The organism is Vibrio maerlii (assembly GCF_003415655.1).
GTDB classification, from domain to species: domain Bacteria; phylum Pseudomonadota; class Gammaproteobacteria; order Enterobacterales; family Vibrionaceae; genus Vibrio; species Vibrio maerlii.
This window is the reverse complement of sequence record NZ_QRHC01000018.1, coordinates 40,018-57,014: the sequence shown is the minus strand read 5'-3', so window position 1 is coordinate 57,014 and position 16,997 is coordinate 40,018. Positions and strand designations below refer to the sequence as shown.

Below are 16,997 nucleotides of genomic sequence, written 5' to 3'. Positions count from 1 at the left end.
TACACTCTTGGAACTCTTTCCATTTCGGCTGTTATTTGATTTAGAAGGTTGGTGTTTTTCATAGCCAAGATGCTCATCCATTTCAGCGTTGAGAGCAGCCTCAACAGTGATCTTTTTGAGCATCTGACTGAATTCAGTTAAGTCTTCGGGAGTTTTAATTCCCTTTGCAGCTTCTTTAGCAAAAGCTTCAAGTGCTTTCTTATCCATGTGCCTATCCTTAGCCATTACGGCTTTAAGTTTAGACAGTTACACAGAATTTAAGACAGTCTCTAATTGCCATCACGATCCGTTCCAACCAGAAAAGAAAACAGCGCTCCTGTAAGAACCATGCATTCTTTCGGTTTTTCGACATATCGGCAGTTATTAACCATTACAGTAGTTGTTACATACATAGGGATTCATAACATTCCTTAAGCTTGCTTAAAATTATCGTTGCTAAACCCTTCTAATACCTGAAATAGCTCCTTACTGAAAATGAAATGAATTCGACATAAAACTAAGATATTCTGTGCGCCTTTTTTAATATAGTGGACTTAAGTATGCTCCTATCTCTCCCACCAGCCGTGATGCTGTCACTTGCAATTGTACTTGAAGTTGTCGCCACTTCTTTATTGCCTAAGACCCAACAATTTACTGTTCTACCCGTGACTGCAGCAGTATTGGTCGGCTACGGTAGTGCTTTCTACCTGTTGTCTCTTACAGTGCAAACCATGTCGCTTGGTGTCGCATACGCAATTTGGTGTGGCGCAGGAATCGTGCTCGTCGCAGCTTTATCTTGGTTGGTCTACGGACAAAAACTCGATATCTACGCGATCATTGGCATTGCCTTGATTCTGGCAGGCGTGGTGATCATAAATTTATTTTCGAGTTCAGTGAGTCATTAGGCTTAGCACTCATGCTTTAAATACAATCCACTAAGACTCTGCGCTCAAACTTCTGCATCCGCTTGGTTCTCGGGCATCGCCTCAATAAAAGCCGGTAACCGATTACAGGCCTCAACAATCGAGTTAATCAAAGGAAAAGGCGCCATATCAACATTAAAGCGATGCGCGTTATAGACCTGTGGCACCAAGCAGATGTCAACAATGCTTGGTGAATTGGTAAGACTGTAAATCCTATCACCGTTTACTTTTCGATGCTTAGCCAACTTCTCTTCCAGCGCAGAAAAGCCCTGGTTCATCCAATAGTGCAACCAATCTATTTTGATCTCTTGCCCGTGCGAAAGCTCCCGCTCTAGATACTGCAACACACGCAGATTGTTGAGTGGATGGATTTCCATTGCGATGTCTTGTGCCATCGCCAATGCTTGGTATCGAAGCGGTGACAGCTCAGGGATAAGCAGATTGCCAGGATAGGTTTCATCGAGATACTGCAGAATGGTCAAAGATTGATTGAGTTGAACGTCACCATCGACCAATACAGGAACTAACTCACTGGTGTTAAGTTCATGATATTGCGGCGCATGCTGCTCACCGCCATTACGCACTAAGTGTACCGATATAGACTCGTAGTTCAGCTGCTTGAGATTTAAACCTATACGCACACGGTATGCCGCTGACGAGCGCCAATAACCAAAGAGCGTCATTCCCTTACTCATAGTTTGGCCTCTTTGGTTATCATGCTTGATATTGGGAAACTTTCTGGTCAATAGCTCCAAAAATAGAGTCACCTGCAGTATCGAACATCTCTAGACGAATCGAATCACCGAAAGACATGAACTTTGTTGTTGGCTTCCCATCTCGAATCGTCTCAATCATACGTACCTCGGCAATACATGAGTAACCAACGCCACCTTCCGCAATCGAAGTGCCATAATCGGTACCTTGCTTATTGGAAACTGTGCCCGAGCCTATGATTGCCCCCGTAGACAAAGGACGTGTTTTGGATGCGTGCACAATCAACTCTGCAAAATTGAAGGTCATATCGTCCCCGGCATTCGGACAGCCAAAAGCCGTACCGTTGTAGGTTGATATCAGCGGTAGATGCACCTTACTATCCGCCCACTCATCACCGAGTTCATCAGGCGTTACCGCTACGGGAGAAAACGCGGACGAGGGTTTAGATTGGAAGAAGCCAAATCCCTTTGCTAATTCTGCTGGAATTAAGCCCCGAAGCGACACATCATTAACTAACATCAATAGGCGAATGGAATCTTGTGCCTGTTCAATACTCGCCCCCATAGGGACATCTCCGGTTACAACAGCAACCTCACCCTCAAAATCGATACCCCACTCGTCGCTCACAAACTCAATATTGTCGTAAGGTCCAATAAAAGCATCTGAACCACCTTGATACATTAAAGGGTCAGTCCAAAAACTCTCTGGTATCTCAGCACCACGCGCTTTTCGGACTAACTCGACGTGGTTTACATAAGCACTGCCATCCGCCCATTGATAAGCACGAGGTAACGGTGACTCGCAAAATTGTTGGTTAAAAACCTCACTACCTGTTACATGGCCTTTATTTAACGACTCATATAGTTCATTTAACTGGCTAGCCACCTTATCCCAGTTGTCCAGCGCCACTTGCATGGTTGGAGCTAGGTGCATCGCATGAAATATTTCAGTGGCTGGCATGCATTTTTTAAGGTCCTTACTCACGACCATCAACAAGCCGTCACGAGTACCATTTCTCTTGGTTGCTAGTTTCATCCTTGTTCCTTATCTCTTATCAGCGGCTTATTGGCTCATCTTTTGTAATTCAATATCTCGCCAGCTATACACGTACTCTTTGTTCTCAACACTATCGAGTTCGTTCGAGAACTGCAGCGCATGGCGGGTATCAATCATCACGGCCACTTCATCAGTAAATTTCTTTTTGTGTTCTTGCCCTGCTTTAAACGCTTTAGGATGCGGTCCATGAGTAAAGCCCGAAGGATGGAAAGTCACCATGCCCGCTTCAATATTGTCACGACTAAAAAAGTCACCAGCGTGATAAAACAACACTTCGTCGTAATCGTCATTGTTATGGTAAAAAGGAACTTTCAACGCTCCGGGATCACTCTCAATTGGACGAGGTACGAAAGTACACACCACAAAACCGTCGCCAACAAAGGTGGTATGTGCAGAAGGCGGTAAGTGATAGCGATGTGACATTAACGGCCTGATATCACGCCAATTGACTTTCACCACCGCCAAGTCACCGTGCCACCCAATAGCATCGAGTGGATTAAATGGATAAGTAATCACGCTGACTTGGTCATGGCGCTTCACCTGAACTTGGGTTTGATTCTCTGAATACTGAGCACGAAATTCATCATTAATTGATGGTAATTCAAGCACTGCTGGGTCGAATACCGCGTGATTCCCGACCATGCCTTTCTCTGGTAACGAGTAAGCCGCATCTGTATTTTCAATCATCAAAACGAACATCGGCTCATTAGGCTCTAGTCGCCAACTGGTCGAGCGTGGGATCATCACATAATCCCCTTCGCTCACCTCCAAGTGGCCATAGTCACAGTATAGATTGGCGCTACCTTGGTGAATAAATAAGAGCTCATCGCCATCAGCATTTCGCGCTAAAAAGTCCATCTTTTCATCCACCCGCCAGACGCGAATTTTACAATCCGCATTGTGTAACAAGTGAGGTACCCGCCAAGGCGAACTCTGGCTTGCGTTCTCTACTAAAGTGAAATCAAAAGCACGTGGACGCAAATCGCCCTCCCACTCAGACCAGCCTGTTGGTGCATGTTGATGATGAAAGTGAGCCGCAGGACCGAAAAAACCACTCCGGCCAGCTTCTCGCTCATAAATTGCCTCTGTGGGGAAGTCGGCATGCGCTTGTTTCGAGCACACCCCTTCCCGATGAGGAAAGGAGATCCACTTATGCATCGTCTAATACCCCTCGACGAATCTGATCTTCTTCAATGGACTCAAACAACGCCTTGAAGTTACCTTCACCAAAGCCTTCATTGCCTTTACGTTGAATGATTTCAAAGAACACAGGTCCAATTACCGTTTGCGTGAAAATTTGCAGTAAGATTCCGTCCTTCATTGGCGCACCATCGATCAAAATGCGTAAGTCACGAAGTTGGTTTGTATCTTCACCATGCCCTTTCACTCGCTCATCAACCTTCTCATAATAAGTATCAGGCGTCGGCATAAAGTCCATGCCGCGGTCTCGCAAGGTCTTCACCGTTTTGTAGATGTCATTTGTTGCCAGGGCGATATGTTGAATGCCTTCACCATTGTATTCACGGATAAACTCTTCAATCTGCGATTTGTCGTCTGATGACTCATTGATAGGAATTCGAATTTTGCCACACGGCGATGTCATCGCACGACTTACTAAACCGGTAAGCTTACCTTCGATATCGAAGTAACGTATTTCACGGAAGTTACCTATACGTTCATAAAAACCCGACCACAAGTCCATGTTGCCTTGTTTTACGTTGTGAGTAAGGTGGTCGATTTCATATAGACCCGCATCGGCCTTTGCCATACGTTCTTCAGCATCTTCATAGAATCGGAAATCTACGTCGTAAATACTTTGCTTGCCGTAACGGTCAACAAAATAGATCAAGCTTTCACCAATGCCATAAATAGCCGGGATACTTAATTCCATTGGCCCAATTTCTGTTTTGTATTCTTCGCCTCCGCCCTTAGATGCCTGAGTCATTGCCGTGGTCGCATCGTTCACACGAAAAGCCATACCGCATACCGATGGTCCGTGTAACTGAGCAAAATGTTCGGCTTGGCTATGTGGTTGTTCATTGACGATGAAGTTGATGTCACCCTGACGATATAACCAAGCTTCTTTAGAGCGATGTTTGGCAATCTCCGCAAAACCAAGTGACACAAACAGTGCTTTAAGCTGCTCAATTCCCTTGTGGTCGACTGCGGTGTATTCAACAAACTCGAATCCATCCGTACCGAGGGGGTTGTATGTGTCCACCATGAGCTTTCTCCCTGTATCTCTTGATTTGTATTTACGTGTTTAAGTGTTGTTTTGTCCTCACTTAAATTTGGCCCACAACCTGAAATATTGGAAAGCATTGAAGAAAGATGGAGAATGTCATAAAAGATAACTTGAAATGTAAATTAAATGTTACACACAAAGGCAGACGATCAAAATAAACGAATAATCAGACATTTATTACGCTGAACTTAACTTTACAGTCAATGGATAATTGTTAAGAAAATATTACCCCGGTTGTTTATCGAGAGGCATGCTGGGGTCAAATCGCTGGAGGAGCTTCCATCTAGTAATTGTTAAGGTAATGTGACCAGGCCAACAATTAGACAATAAATATTTCCACTTCATTTCAATTCATTTATCAGCATAATTTTCTGGATGAGCATCAAACCACTATATAAAAGCACCCTTTAATCGGTTAAATGTCAACCAAATACTCTACAAAAAATAGACCGCCAACACTCTTGTTACATTGACCTCATGGATAGAAGTCGTAAATCTAAGGTTGGACAATAATTATTAAAACCAAGGACGAAAAACTCATGACAGTCAGAAGTAAAATAATTCCCTTTATAAAAACCACCTCAGTCGCTCTTATTGCGGTAATGTCTCTCTCTGCTCAAGCAGCAGAAAAAGTATTTCGACTCAAACTTGCTGAAACTTGGGGGCCAAACACACCAATACTTGGTGACGCCAGCAAGAACATGGCAAAACTTGCTAATGAAATGTCCAATGGCCGTTTACAGATTCGTATCGACTCAGCGAACAAGCACAAAGCGCCGCTAGGCGTATTTGACATGGTGAAGTCAGGCCAGTATGACCTTGGTCATTCGAGTTCATACTACTGGAAAGGCAAGGTACCAAATACTCTCTACTTCTCTTCTATGCCTTTTGGAATGATGACAACTGAGCAATATGCATGGTTCTACCAAGGCGGTGGCATGGAATTGATGCAAGAGGTCTACGCTCCACACAACCTGCTCTCTTTCCCTGGAGGTAACTCGGATATTCAAATGGGAGGTTGGTTTAAAAAAGAGATCAACTCAATCGAGGACTTAAAAGGTCTGAAGATGCGAATTCCCGGTTTTGCAGGAGAAGTATTTGCAAAAGTTGGTGCGAAACCAACGAACATAGCACCTGGAGAACTTTATACCTCGCTTGAGCGAGGCACGATTGATGCGCTTGAATGGGTGGGCCCAGCATTTGATTTACGCATGGGTTTCCAAAAAATTGCCCCTTACTACTACACCGCTTGGCATGAGCCAGGTTCGGAGACTCAATTCCTAGTAAACAAAAAGACTTGGGATAAACTACCTAAAGATCTTCAGTTGATCTTGGAGACCTCGTTCCGTGTTGCTGCATTTGATATGTACACTCAAGCGTTAGATGCGAACGCAAACAGTTGGGCGACCATGCAGTCTGATTACCCAGATATCAAAGTGCGTGATTTCCCGCCAGAGGTCCTTGAGACTATGCGCTCGGCAACCAACGAACTTCTTGAAGAGCAAGCGGCAAAGGATCCTCTAGCAAAAAAAATTATCGACTCTCAAGCTGACTATGCAAAGAAAGTGCGTGCATGGACTAACATCTCAACCAAGGCTTACCTAAACCACGAATAAGTTAAGATTGAATACGTCTTTCATACTTGAAGCCCATCATTGGATGGGCTTTTTCTTTGTAACGATCAATGTTTATGAGGTTCTTTGGAAACTGGACTAACTGGGTATCTAACTTGTGAATAAAAAAAGAGTCCTTGGGAAGGACTCTATACTTAGGAGCTTACTTAGATTAAGCAACAATTAGTGTTGCTGCGTTTTTCATTGCTTCTTTCGTTGAGCATTCAATGACGTTTGCGTTACTAAAGCGATGTGCATCTTTCACTTGAATGTCATGAGCCAGAATCACCAGTTTCGCATTCGCGACATCTAGGTCAGTTATTCGGTTTTGGATACCATTTTGACCCTGAGTTTCTACTTTAATCTTCAGACCCGCTGCAACACCCGCTTTCTCTAGTGCTTTGGCTGCCATGAAGGTGTGTGCGACACCCGATGGGCAACAAGTTACTGCTACGATATCGTACTCGCCTTCACCAGCATGAGGTACCGCTTGTACAGGCGTTGCTTGAACCATCTCTTCTTCTGATTCTTCTTCAGCGATTGGTTTCCAGAAACCAACGATCACTGCCGTTGTTAATGAACCTAACGCGATACCTACTACGTACATTGGAATGTTGCTTGATACAGGCGCTGTAATTAAACCACCCCATGGTGCGTGAAGTAACACGTCTGTTAGGAAACCAAACACACAACCAACAATACCACCTGCTACGATTGACGGAAGAACACGCATTGGGTCATTCGCAGCAAATGGGATAGCACCTTCGGAGATACCAATCGAGCCCATGATGACTGCCGCTTTACCCGCTTCTTGTTCTTGTTTAGTAAATTTCTTCTTAAACAGGAATGTTGCTAGCGCCATACCTAATGGAGGTGTACAGATCGCAATACCAACACCGCCCATTAGCCAAGGTTGAGTGTCTACTTGAGTTTGAGCAAATAGAGTTGCAACTTTATTGATTGGACCGCCCATATCAAATGCTGTCATACCACCTAGGATTGAACCAAGAACGACCTTCGAAGCACCCGCCATAGATGCCAAAAACTCATTCATTGATGCCATAAACAGCTTGATTGGTTCACCGATACCCCACAAGACAATGCCTGCAGAGATCAAGGTGCCGATTAGCGGATAAATAAAGTAGGCACCAAGTGCTGTCATGTTGGTTGAAAGTGGAATCTTCTTAAGCTGATGTACCACGCCACCAGCAATAAAACCCGCTACGATACAACCAAGGAACCCCCCCCCCATGTCTGCCATGATGCCAGAAGCAATCATTGCAGGAGCCAGAGCTGGTTTATCTGCGATTGAATAACCAATAAAACCACCAAGGATAATTGGGAAAAGTACTAACCCTTTAATACCGATGTTGGAAATATCAGCCAATAATCCGTCAGCAGGAACGGCACCTTTACCCGACGCCATAACGGCGAGTGCAAGTAGAACACCACCCGCGACAATGAAGGGCAACATGTGTGAAGTACCAAATAAAAGGTGTCCCTTCATCGTGCTTAAAAGCTTTTTAAAATCGCTACTATTATTAGTAGCCTGTGCTGTTAGAGTGCTCATAGTGTATGACCTTATGAATTAATTAGAATATTTAGGATCTGAGTTTCATCTTTCGCGTTTTGGATGTTTTGAATAAACGTTTCTTCAAATTTGCCGAACAGCTCTTGAAGAACGTAAATATGGTGGTCGGCACCGTTATCAGGTGAGGCAATCATGAAAAATACCGTTGGATTCACGCCATCTTCGTCGCCGTAATCAATCCCCTCTTGCTTCACACCAACAGCAATTGCAGGTTCTATTACGGCCTTACTCTTGGCATGTGGGTAAGCAATGCCGTCCATAGAGGTCACACTCAAAGATTCACGAGTCAGGATGTCATCTAGGAAAGCAGCTTTATTATTGATGCACTGATTGTCGAACAGCATTTGGGCTAATTCTTCAAATACTTCTGTTTTCGATGTTGCACTAAGCTGGCGCTTAATTAGTTGGGTATTTGTTAATTGGTCAAGCATGGTTTAACTCATTTGTATTGATTTGATGAGTTAAATTTAAAAGAACAATAAAATTTCAGAAATAGTAATAAAAAAGCAAAAATAGTATTTTTGTATCACTGAATATCAAGTGTGATAAATATCTCACTAGACTATGAAATTCGAAAGTAAATCATCAGTAATGGCGATTGTGTTGATTAAGTATCTTCAGAACCTTAAGTCACAGACGTTTTGCACGTTCTCCAAGGCGACAAAGCAGCAAACCCTGCTGAGACACCGTTTATTACTGGTAACACGCCGACTAAAAAGATGGAAATAAAACTGTAATTTAGTTTTATTAACTGGATTTTTGTATCTAAGAATACAAAGTGTGACCGACAGTAATAGACGTAATTTATCTACCACTGTATATATACGCTTATTATCCTCATGCATCGCAGGGTGCGCTTTATGAACTTCCAATCTGTACTTTCATCGGTCCTTGAGCAACGTCAAACCAACAACAAGATTTGGTTTGCAGGTGACTTCCATACCCCTCCAACTTTTAGTTACCAGGTTAACTTTCCGAGGCTCGAAATCGTGTTAAACGGTGAGTACATTAATGAAATAGAAAATCATGAGCGTAAGGTAGAAAAGCTTACTGCCAAGGCGGGTGATGTGTTTTTTATCCCACCAAACTGTTGGAACAAGCCAGACTGGGAGCAAGGTTGCTCTGTACTGAGTTTATTGTTTGGTCGCAGCCAGCTGGGTTTCAGTTATGTGAGTAAAGTCCATGGCGAAACTGGATTCAGTGATATTCAGAAGCACAGCCTACAAACTCGCTCTGGCTTTGCGATCGATAGCATTCTAGAGGCGTTAAACTCCCTCTCTCGCGAAAGCAACAAAAAGCCGATGGATGAGTCGTTAATCCAAGCTTTGCTTCAATACAGCTGCACTATGCTTGATAGCCCGATTGCAGAACCACAAAACAGAGTCAAAGACCTGTATCAAGGTATCTGTATCTATATTCAAGAGAACTTTCACCGACCGCTTAACAGAGACTGTATCGCCGATAGATTCAGCTTGTCAGCCAACCATCTATCTCGCCTATTCAGACAACAAGGCCACATGACGCTTGCAGAGTACATCACACGAGTGCGTATCGACCGTGCTAAGTTCATGCTGAAGAAATACAACTTTAAACTTAATGAGGTCTCGGTACGGTGTGGCTTTAAAGACGTTAACTATTTCTGTCGGGTGTTCAAGAATAGAACAGGGAGAACTCCGAGCGAGTACCGCGGTGTGAGCTAACCCCTAGATCAACCGTAGGGTGAGATACATGAGTAGCGCTTGAAGGTCGATACTACTGCGCGTTTTTTGCAAACGCAGTAAAACGTTATCGTTGAGTAAGTTGCGAGTTAATGTCGTCGATGCAATGATTTGCTCTCGGCTTGGTGCAACAGGCAAAACCAATGCAATCGCAACGGTCACAGGTCCCATACGAGAGCCCCAATCAATTTCATTGTCAGTGGTAATGACAGCAACTGATACATCATCCACATGCTCGAACATCACATGAGGCAATGCCACGCCATGAGCAACGCTGGTTGAAGAGCGCTCCTCACGTTTGATAAATGACAGGAGGAGTTGGTCTGGATCATCTGGATAGACTAACTTTGCAAGTCCCTTTAAACATTCGAACTTTGTCAACGGCATTTGCGCCTTAGCATGAAGCCAGCGCGTCTCACACCTTGGACTTATTTGCGGGAAGCGTTGAGTCAGTTCAGGGGAAAACTCATGTGTAATTTGCGAACCAACCAAAACATAGTGCTCCACTACGAGATCCTTAAGCACAAAACAAGCAAGTTCAGCATCAATACCCGTCGCGGTAATCTGAACCAAATCCCCCTTCTTCAGCGCCACCTGCAGCATCGCCAATGAATTAGATAAGTCGGCCTGACTATTCTGAGTGATGTTGATGATCTGGAGCTGACTTTTGAACTGACGAGCCAGCTTACAAAGCGGCTGAGCTACAAAACTAGTAGCCGATGTATCTTCAACAAAGAAGGTCAGTTGGTACTCTCTATTCACAGGATACTTGGACTCTCACAGAGATAGCTCAGACACTGCGACAGTGTTGAACAAGTACTTTTTCAACATTGAGCAACACATCTTCCATCTCAATGTAAACCGTCTTGCTTGCGTCAAAACGTTGGGGTTGTTCGATTTCAATATCAGAAACAATGAGCACTTTATCCGCATGAGCAATATCGACGGCTGTGAGCTGATGCTCTACCCCCATCGCGCCTTGCGTTTCAACCTTAATGGAGATATTCATCTTCGCTGCCATTTTGGTTAACTTGTCTGCTGCCATGTAAGTATGGGCAATTCCTGTTGGACATGCCGTTACCGCTACAATTCTCATCGACTTTCTCTATGGTATAAATATAGTGCTTCAAGCAAAAACCATTGAATTTTAAAGGGAAAATTGAGCTAGGATAAAGAGTAATGTCACACTCTTGATTCTTGGTTACAAAAATCCAGTTAATGAGTTTTTATTGCTATATAACCCAAGTTACTTGGTCGATAATCTGTCCATAGTTTGAGTAAGAGTGATAGACATGGACATCATCGACTTCATTGACCCAGATACTATTTGCCTAGACTTAAAAGCGGCCAACAAACAAGACGTCTTCGAAGAACTTGTTGATATGCTCGACAGTACAGGCAAGCTTACCAATAGAACACTATTCTTGGATGCTCTATGGCAGCGTGAATACATTGGTAATACGGGATTTGATGAAGGTATCGCAATTCCTCACGCCAAAAGTGAAACGGCAATTGCTCCGTGCATTGCGATAGGAATAAGTCAGCAAGGCATAGACTACGGTTCTGAAACGGGTGAATGCTCAGATGTATTCATTATGCTCGCGTCACCAGATAATAACGATGACCATCACATAGAAGTTCTTGCCCAAGTTTCTACAAAACTGGTTGAGGATGGCTTTGTTACAAAATTGAAGAAAGCGAAGTCCAAAGAAGAGATTCTCTCTCTTTTCTCAAACGACTCATCAGACGAGCCGATATTCACACCTCACTCACCCACGATAACCAAACCCTCGATATCTCACCACAAGATTCAATTAAGACGTGTAAAGCAGCACCTTTTATATGGGACTTCTCATATGATCCCTTTCGTTGTTGCAGGTGGTGTACTCCTTTCTTTATCAGTCATGCTTAGCGGCAGTAGCGGTTTACCTCAGTCCGGCTTTTTAGCGGATGTTGCTAAGATGGGACAAGGTGGCTTGAGCCTGTTCACCTTAGTCTTAGGTGCCTATATAGCCTACTCCATTGCAGATAAACCGGGCCTTGCTCCGGGAATGATTGGTTCATGGGTCACTATGGAGCATTACCAAACCGGCTTTCTCGGCGCTATCGTCGTAGGGTTTGTTGCCGGCTTCACCGTACAAACATTAAAACGAATTAAGCTTCCAGAAAGTATGGCATCACTTAGCGCGATATTTATCTATCCACTAGTCGGCACTTTCATTACCTGCGGTATTGTGATGTGGGGGATCGGCAAACCTATCTCTTACGCAATGGAGCAAATGAACTTACTGCTTGCCAGTATGGCGGGATCGGGAAAGATAGTGTTAGGGAGCGTATTAGGTGCAATGACGGCATTTGATATGGGTGGTCCAATTAATAAAATCGCAACTCTGTTCGCTCAAACTCAAATCAATACTCAACCATGGTTGATGGGAGGTGTAGGCATTGCAATTTGCACCCCGCCATTGGGCATGGCATTAGCTACTTGGTTGTCTCCACGCAAGTTTAATCAAGAAGAGCGCGAAGCTGGAAAAGCCGCGGGGATTATGGGAATGATCGGCATCAGTGAAGGCGCAATCCCATTCGCAGCAAGTGACCCCGCTCGCGTATTACCTGCCGTCGTCGCTGGAGGCATCGTCGGAAATGTCACAGGCTTTCTGTTTAATGTGGTCAATCATGCCCCTTGGGGTGGCTGGATAGTTCTCCCTGTTGTTGATGGAATGTTTGGTTATATTGTCGGTACACTTATCGGCGCTATGACCACAGCGACCATTGTTATCTCATTGAAGAAAGACATTACCCAAGAAATTGAATCTACCAACACTATAGAATCCGACACAGCGACCATGGAAGAAGGAACAGCAGAAATCGTCGCCGTGACATCTTGTCCATCTGGAGTGGCGCATACCTTCCTTGCCGCACGGTCTTTGGAGAAAGCCGCGAGTTCAATGGGCATAAAGATTAAAGTCGAAACCCAAGGCGCAAACGGTATTATCAATCGCATCACAGACAAAGACATCCAGAATGCGCGATTCGCCATTCTCGCCAATGATGTCGCGATCAAAAATGCTGAACGATTTAACTCAATTCCTACCATCAATGTAGAAACAAAAGATGCGATACATGACCCTGAAAGGCTGATATCAAAACATGGAGAGCAAGAAGCAAGGTACGTTGCACAATAACAGCAAGCAGCCTCGTTAGGCTGCTTGTTCATATACTCATATAAACTTGCTCACAAGAGTAATTTCTTACTCAGTGAGAATTCGTTGAAGAACGCATCTGAAGCATAAAGGTCACCGGAAAAGTTTTGTACGCGCTTAATCTTTCCATCTTCAACTTGATATAAGAGGATCCAATTAATATCAATATTTTGCTCTGAAGTAGTGCTGAACCCGCGGTGTGCAGCGAATGACGTAGTTGTCATTCGCTGCCAAGATCATAACTTCAGCTTTGAAGCTCGCTTCTCCTAACTTCGCGAAGAACTCCGTAAACTCTTTAATACCACGCTTGGTTCCTGCTAGTTTATGACGTCCTGGGATATACCACTCAATATCCTCTGCTACAAACTCTTTCATTGCGTCAGTATCTTCGTTGGCATACGCAGCAAAGAAGCCTTGCACAACCTTTAATGCTTCGCTGTTTTCACTGCCACTCGCAACTGGGTTTTGTGGTTTTACCCATAAAGACTCTTGATTGATCGCGACGGCATCCTGAACTGCCTGTTTGTTCACATACTCGGTGCTTGCGATGCTTACAGATGAAAAAAGAAAAGTCTACAGTAAGGTAAGTGGGATTAATTTTTTCATTTTAGGCTCCCTTTGATTCGTTTCGTCATTAAGTATAAGTAGGTGGGCCATAAAATAAGTCGGTGTGATCCTAATGAACTATTAGGTACAACTTAACAACCTAAGCAACCAAAACATACGAGTTGATACTCAATACAAACAAATCTTTAAAGAACAGTCAGATAAATAAGTTGCATATTAAATTTAAATGACTTGATGGTTTTCTTTCCTATATTACTTTGCATCACAGATAGATAGCCGACTATCTAGCGTTAAAAGGAACTAACGATTATGTCTGAGTCATACATCAATGTAGACATTAATTGTCTACCTCTCTCTACAGATCAACAGACCTTGCCAGAGGAATCCCTGAAGTTCATCACTCACCTTCATAACCGCTTTGCTGCTCGTATGTCTGTATTGATAAACGCCAGAATAACAAGCAACAAACGTAATGAAGACAAGAGCAAACCCAAAAAACGCTCGACCTCGAAGAGCAAACCAAGTCCCAAAAGAAAGCCTGCTATTCCTATCACCATGTTCGACTCTCGAGTCTACTATGACGTAGAACCTTCTTTTGACATTGAGGGCCACAAGACATCATGTGCCCTCACTGACTTTGCGCTCTACTTCTACTTCAACTATCTGGAGAAGGTCAGTATCAACGAGTGCATCAACATCCATTTATCAAACATCGCAAGCATTGAAGAAGCATCTTGGTGGGCGGAGTTGCTCAGCTTTACCGAGGACTACTTTGGTCTTCAGCAAAGTACAATTCACGTAACGATTTCAGCACACTCACTTGTGATTGCATCACAGATTCATCATGCTATGGAAGTTCTAGAGGAGTTTAACGTCTCGATTCATACCCCCGCGATTTCGAGTCGCGTGAAAAACAATTACGTTTACAGACAAGTCTCTCAGTCCAATATTAGCCATTGGCATTCAGTGACTATTCGATAGTCATTCACAGAATAGGTAAACTCAAATAATGAACAAAGCCCTTGATGAACATCAAGGGCTTACCGTTTGCAGTTTGACCAAAACAGTCTTTACTTAAAACCCTACTATACGGGCTCGATACAGACCTCCCTTGCTTGTTGGGTTATCTGTGCATCGTTCAAAATAACAAAGTGATAAAAATCTTTATTGAGCTCATGCTGCCTTAAATAAGTTCGCATGTGGCTCAGCATACCTTTGGCTTGGTTGTAACGCTCAACATAGCTCTTATCGCACACGTTCATCACATCCAGACTCACTTTTAGATCGGTAAACTCTTCCATTAGCTCATCAACGCGCTCTTCTTTTTCTTTAATGGTCGCGACATCAGAGTATTCGCTTTCTAAGGCCTGAAGCTTTTCTTGTAGCTGTTTATTGGTTTGTACTTCTAGGTTTTGCTTGTCTTGTTGATACCGCTCCTCATAGGCTAACTGCGCTTTTTGGGACTCAGCTCGTTGATTGTTGTATTTGTTTTGATATTCCTTGGAACGTTTTTCACTGTTTGCCAATAAGCCTTCCAAACGTGAGATTTGTTGGGACTGGGAAGATATTACCTCTGATTGCTTCTCAACTTTTTTAGATAACAGTATCCAGTTCTCATGTTGAGCATCACGCTCAGCAGTCACAATAGTGATATCGTCTTGAAGTGATCGATTGACCTTCTTAAGCTCCAAGATATGTTGCTCTACAACTTTGGCATCATCCTTAAAGAATCGATATTGGAACGCTAGAACAGACACAAATACAATGACTAAGGTTCCATAAATAACTGTCCTCGTACTTTTCATATCATGCTCCTAAATCAATTGTTTAAAGCACTTGTTTTTACATTTGGGACAATAGTAAGCGTGCTTATCCACCATAGAGCCACAGTGTTTACACTTCCCTCGCCTCTTATCCGAGCTCATTAGCAGAAGTAATAGTCCAATGGGCCCGAACACGTAACCTAACAAGACACCCGCTACCGTTTGGTTTTTGTAATATCCCACCAACGAGCTCGCTAGAAAAAAGAGCAAATAAAACGTTAGCCAAAACAACATTGGACTCTCCATCATACTTCCCTCATCGCTAGCTCAAGACTGGAAGTGATTGGCCCAATTAGGTAGTCCCATAAGGTTCGTTCTTCCACTAGTATCAGTACATCTGCCATCATGCCTGGATAGAGCTCTATACCGTTGCTAGCTTTAATGCGCTCGAGATTATCTCGATCAAACTTGATCTTCACGAGATAACCCTGATCGACTCCATTGGCATCTCCCTCACTTAACACTCTATCGGCTGAAACATTGACGACTTCCCCTAATACCGCTGGGACATTGCGCGAGCTGTACGCAGTCAAGCGCACTCTTGCTTGTTGCCCCGCTCTAACAACATCAATATCTTTCGGTGACAACACAGCTTCAATTATCAGTTCATCGCTGTGTGGAACGATCTCCATCAAAACCTGACCGGGTTTAACCACACCGCCTACACTTGCCATATTAAGCCCAACTACAGTACCGTCGAACTCACTGCGAATTTCTATGCGAGAGCGAACGTCATCCAGGTTTCTCAGCACTTGAGCTATATCTCTAAGCTCAGATTCTATGCCCGCTAACTGCCGAGAGTAATCTTGATCTTGCTCCAGTAGTTGCGTCTTGTAACTGCGATTGAGCGCTTCTAGCTCTCCTTTTGCTACGTCAATATTAACCGTCACTTCTGCGCGTTCCGCATCGACTCGGGCTCGGTGACGTTGAAGCTCCAACATTCGTGTCTTTGACACGTACCCTTTATCTACCAAACCTTTTGTCATCTCTATTTCTTCGCTGATCAAACGGCGCTGAGAATCGATAGCTTTACGTTGAAAAGAATTGCCTCGGATCTTCTCTTGGTAGAGGGTTAATTTTTGCGAGTAAACCGAATCAATGAGCTGACGCTTGAGCACGGCCTGTTCGAACTGTAGCTTTTCACTTTTGAGGATAGCCATAACAGACAATGCATCCATTTCAGAGGGGTCTAATACCTCCGTTGGCCACTTGGGCTGAACCTGATCTTCTAGTAACGCGACTAGCCAAGCTTGTTGCGCAAGCAAAGAATACGTTCTCAACAGATACCTTTGATGCTCCGACTCAGACTTGGTATCAGACAGCTCAGCAAGTAATTGACCTGAAGTGACCCGGTCACCGTCTCTAACGAACACTTCTTTGACCCAACCACCCTGTAAATGCTGTATCTGCTTGCGTTTGCTCTCCACGACCAAATTTCCCTGAGCCACCGAAGCAGAGCTTAGCGGCATAGTAAGAGACCAGAAACCAAACCCACCGATAGTGACCACCAAAATTAAGGTGCCGGCGACAATCAAACGATTAGTATTAAAAGACGCTTTCATCAT

The 16,997-nt window shown here is 43.8% G+C and carries 17 protein-coding genes; 5 read left to right on the top strand and 12 right to left on the bottom strand.

Going from position 1 to position 16,997, the window contains the following annotated elements; translation table 11 throughout:
• The coding region (locus DPF91_RS20990; protein ID WP_206355536.1) for a transposase at positions 1-207 on the bottom strand (207 nt) is incomplete at its 3' end.
• A gap of 332 nt (positions 208-539) precedes the next feature.
• On the opposite strand from DPF91_RS20990, the gene DPF91_RS20985 reads away from it, so the two are divergent.
• Positions 540-884 carry a DMT family transporter gene (locus tag DPF91_RS20985; RefSeq protein ID WP_117236386.1) on the top strand — a complete coding sequence of 115 codons (345 nt, stop codon included), beginning with the start codon at positions 540-542 and terminating at the stop codon, positions 882-884.
• 44 nt (positions 885-928) lie between these two features.
• On the opposite strand, the gene maiA is transcribed toward DPF91_RS20985, so the two are convergent.
• From maiA to hppD, 4 genes are read right to left on the bottom strand one after another with little or no spacing between them, the layout of a single operon-like run.
• Entirely contained in the window at positions 929-1,597 is a 669-nt protein-coding gene (gene maiA / locus DPF91_RS20980; RefSeq protein WP_117236385.1) for a maleylacetoacetate isomerase, read from the bottom strand.
• A 19-nt stretch (positions 1,598-1,616) separates the two neighbouring features.
• Positions 1,617-2,651 carry a fumarylacetoacetate hydrolase family protein gene (locus tag DPF91_RS20975; protein WP_117236384.1) on the bottom strand — a complete coding sequence of 345 codons (1,035 nt, stop codon included), beginning with the start codon at positions 2,649-2,651 and terminating at the stop codon, positions 1,617-1,619.
• Between the two features lie 27 nt (positions 2,652-2,678).
• Positions 2,679-3,830, bottom strand: a complete 1,152-nt coding sequence (locus DPF91_RS20970; RefSeq protein WP_117236383.1) for a homogentisate 1,2-dioxygenase — start codon at positions 3,828-3,830, stop codon at positions 2,679-2,681.
• Positions 3,823-4,896, bottom strand: coding sequence for a 4-hydroxyphenylpyruvate dioxygenase (hppD, locus tag DPF91_RS20965; RefSeq protein WP_117236382.1), 1,074 nt, complete (start codon positions 4,894-4,896; stop codon positions 3,823-3,825). Before hppD ends, DPF91_RS20970 begins: the two co-directional genes overlap by 8 nt.
• 623 nt (positions 4,897-5,519) lie before the next feature.
• Here hppD and DPF91_RS20960 point away from each other — a divergent pair.
• On the top strand, positions 5,520-6,533 hold the full coding sequence (locus DPF91_RS20960; protein WP_420855630.1) for a TRAP transporter substrate-binding protein: 1,014 nt from the start codon (positions 5,520-5,522) through the stop codon (positions 6,531-6,533).
• Positions 6,534-6,702: 169 nt separating this feature from the next.
• Here the strand turns inward: DPF91_RS20960 and DPF91_RS20955 are convergent, their stop codons facing one another.
• A complete protein-coding gene (locus DPF91_RS20955; protein WP_117236380.1) occupies positions 6,703-8,100 on the bottom strand; it encodes a PTS fructose transporter subunit IIBC in 1,398 nt (465 codons plus the stop codon).
• 11 nt (positions 8,101-8,111) lie between these two features.
• A complete protein-coding gene (locus DPF91_RS20950; protein WP_117236379.1) occupies positions 8,112-8,552 on the bottom strand; it encodes a PTS sugar transporter subunit IIA in 441 nt (146 codons plus the stop codon).
• Between the two features lie 429 nt (positions 8,553-8,981).
• On the opposite strand from DPF91_RS20950, the gene DPF91_RS20945 reads away from it, so the two are divergent.
• A complete protein-coding gene (locus DPF91_RS20945) occupies positions 8,982-9,821 on the top strand; it encodes an AraC family transcriptional regulator (RefSeq protein ID WP_117236378.1) in 840 nt (279 codons plus the stop codon).
• A gap of 3 nt (positions 9,822-9,824) precedes the next feature.
• Here the strand turns inward: DPF91_RS20945 and DPF91_RS20940 are convergent, their stop codons facing one another.
• The gene (locus tag DPF91_RS20940) at positions 9,825-10,601 is read right to left on the bottom strand and encodes a PTS sugar transporter subunit IIA (protein ID WP_117236377.1); all 777 of its coding nucleotides are present in this window, start codon (positions 10,599-10,601) and stop codon (positions 9,825-9,827) included.
• Between the two features lie 28 nt (positions 10,602-10,629).
• Positions 10,630-10,935 carry a PTS fructose transporter subunit IIB gene (locus DPF91_RS20935; RefSeq protein WP_117236376.1) on the bottom strand — a complete coding sequence of 102 codons (306 nt, stop codon included), beginning with the start codon at positions 10,933-10,935 and terminating at the stop codon, positions 10,630-10,632.
• A gap of 196 nt (positions 10,936-11,131) precedes the next feature.
• On the opposite strand from DPF91_RS20935, the gene DPF91_RS20930 reads away from it, so the two are divergent.
• Positions 11,132-13,024, top strand: a complete 1,893-nt coding sequence (locus tag DPF91_RS20930) for a fructose-specific PTS transporter subunit EIIC (protein ID WP_117236375.1) — start codon at positions 11,132-11,134, stop codon at positions 13,022-13,024.
• A 180-nt stretch (positions 13,025-13,204) separates the two neighbouring features.
• Here DPF91_RS20930 and DPF91_RS20925 read toward each other — a convergent pair whose 3' ends face one another.
• Entirely contained in the window at positions 13,205-13,573 is a 369-nt protein-coding gene (locus DPF91_RS20925; RefSeq protein ID WP_241033870.1) for a nuclear transport factor 2 family protein, read from the bottom strand.
• Positions 13,574-13,918: 345 nt separating this feature from the next.
• Between DPF91_RS20925 and DPF91_RS20920 the strand changes: the two genes are divergently transcribed.
• Positions 13,919-14,590 (top strand): aldolase/citrate lyase/malate synthase family protein, encoded by a 672-nt coding sequence (locus tag DPF91_RS20920; protein WP_117236374.1) that lies wholly within the window; start codon positions 13,919-13,921, stop codon positions 14,588-14,590.
• Between the two features lie 104 nt (positions 14,591-14,694).
• Here DPF91_RS20920 and DPF91_RS20915 read toward each other — a convergent pair whose 3' ends face one another.
• Both DPF91_RS20915 and DPF91_RS20905 read right to left on the bottom strand, forming a co-directional pair.
• On the bottom strand, positions 14,695-15,414 hold the full coding sequence (locus DPF91_RS20915) for an LUC7 domain-containing protein (protein WP_117236373.1): 720 nt from the start codon (positions 15,412-15,414) through the stop codon (positions 14,695-14,697).
• Between the two features lie 263 nt (positions 15,415-15,677).
• The gene (locus tag DPF91_RS20905) at positions 15,678-16,997 is read right to left on the bottom strand and encodes an HlyD family type I secretion periplasmic adaptor subunit (protein ID WP_117236371.1); all 1,320 of its coding nucleotides are present in this window, start codon (positions 16,995-16,997) and stop codon (positions 15,678-15,680) included.

Coding starts and splice junctions, on each gene's coding strand:
- DPF91_RS20960 (WP_420855630.1), top strand. CDS start 5,520: ATGTCTCTCTCTGCTCAAGCAGCAGAAAAAGTATTTCGACTCAAACTT.
- DPF91_RS20950 (WP_117236379.1), bottom strand. CDS start 8,552: ATGCTTGACCAATTAACAAATACCCAACTAATTAAGCGCCAGCTTAGT.
- DPF91_RS20975 (WP_117236384.1), bottom strand. CDS start 2,651: ATGAAACTAGCAACCAAGAGAAATGGTACTCGTGACGGCTTGTTGATG.
- DPF91_RS20970 (WP_117236383.1), bottom strand. CDS start 3,830: ATGCATAAGTGGATCTCCTTTCCTCATCGGGAAGGGGTGTGCTCGAAA.
- DPF91_RS20945 (WP_117236378.1), top strand. CDS start 8,982: ATGAACTTCCAATCTGTACTTTCATCGGTCCTTGAGCAACGTCAAACC.
- hppD (WP_117236382.1), bottom strand. CDS start 4,896: ATGGTGGACACATACAACCCCCTCGGTACGGATGGATTCGAGTTTGTT.
- DPF91_RS20955 (WP_117236380.1), bottom strand. CDS start 8,100: ATGAGCACTCTAACAGCACAGGCTACTAATAATAGTAGCGATTTTAAA.
- DPF91_RS20930 (WP_117236375.1), top strand. CDS start 11,132: ATGGACATCATCGACTTCATTGACCCAGATACTATTTGCCTAGACTTA.
- DPF91_RS20915 (WP_117236373.1), bottom strand. CDS start 15,414: ATGAAAAGTACGAGGACAGTTATTTATGGAACCTTAGTCATTGTATTT.
- DPF91_RS20920 (WP_117236374.1), top strand. CDS start 13,919: ATGTCTGAGTCATACATCAATGTAGACATTAATTGTCTACCTCTCTCT.
- maiA (WP_117236385.1), bottom strand. CDS start 1,597: ATGAGTAAGGGAATGACGCTCTTTGGTTATTGGCGCTCGTCAGCGGCA.
- DPF91_RS20935 (WP_117236376.1), bottom strand. CDS start 10,935: ATGAGAATTGTAGCGGTAACGGCATGTCCAACAGGAATTGCCCATACT.
- DPF91_RS20905 (WP_117236371.1), bottom strand. CDS start 16,997: ATGATGAAAGCGTCTTTTAATACTAATCGTTTGATTGTCGCCGGCACC.
- DPF91_RS20985 (WP_117236386.1), top strand. CDS start 540: ATGCTCCTATCTCTCCCACCAGCCGTGATGCTGTCACTTGCAATTGTA.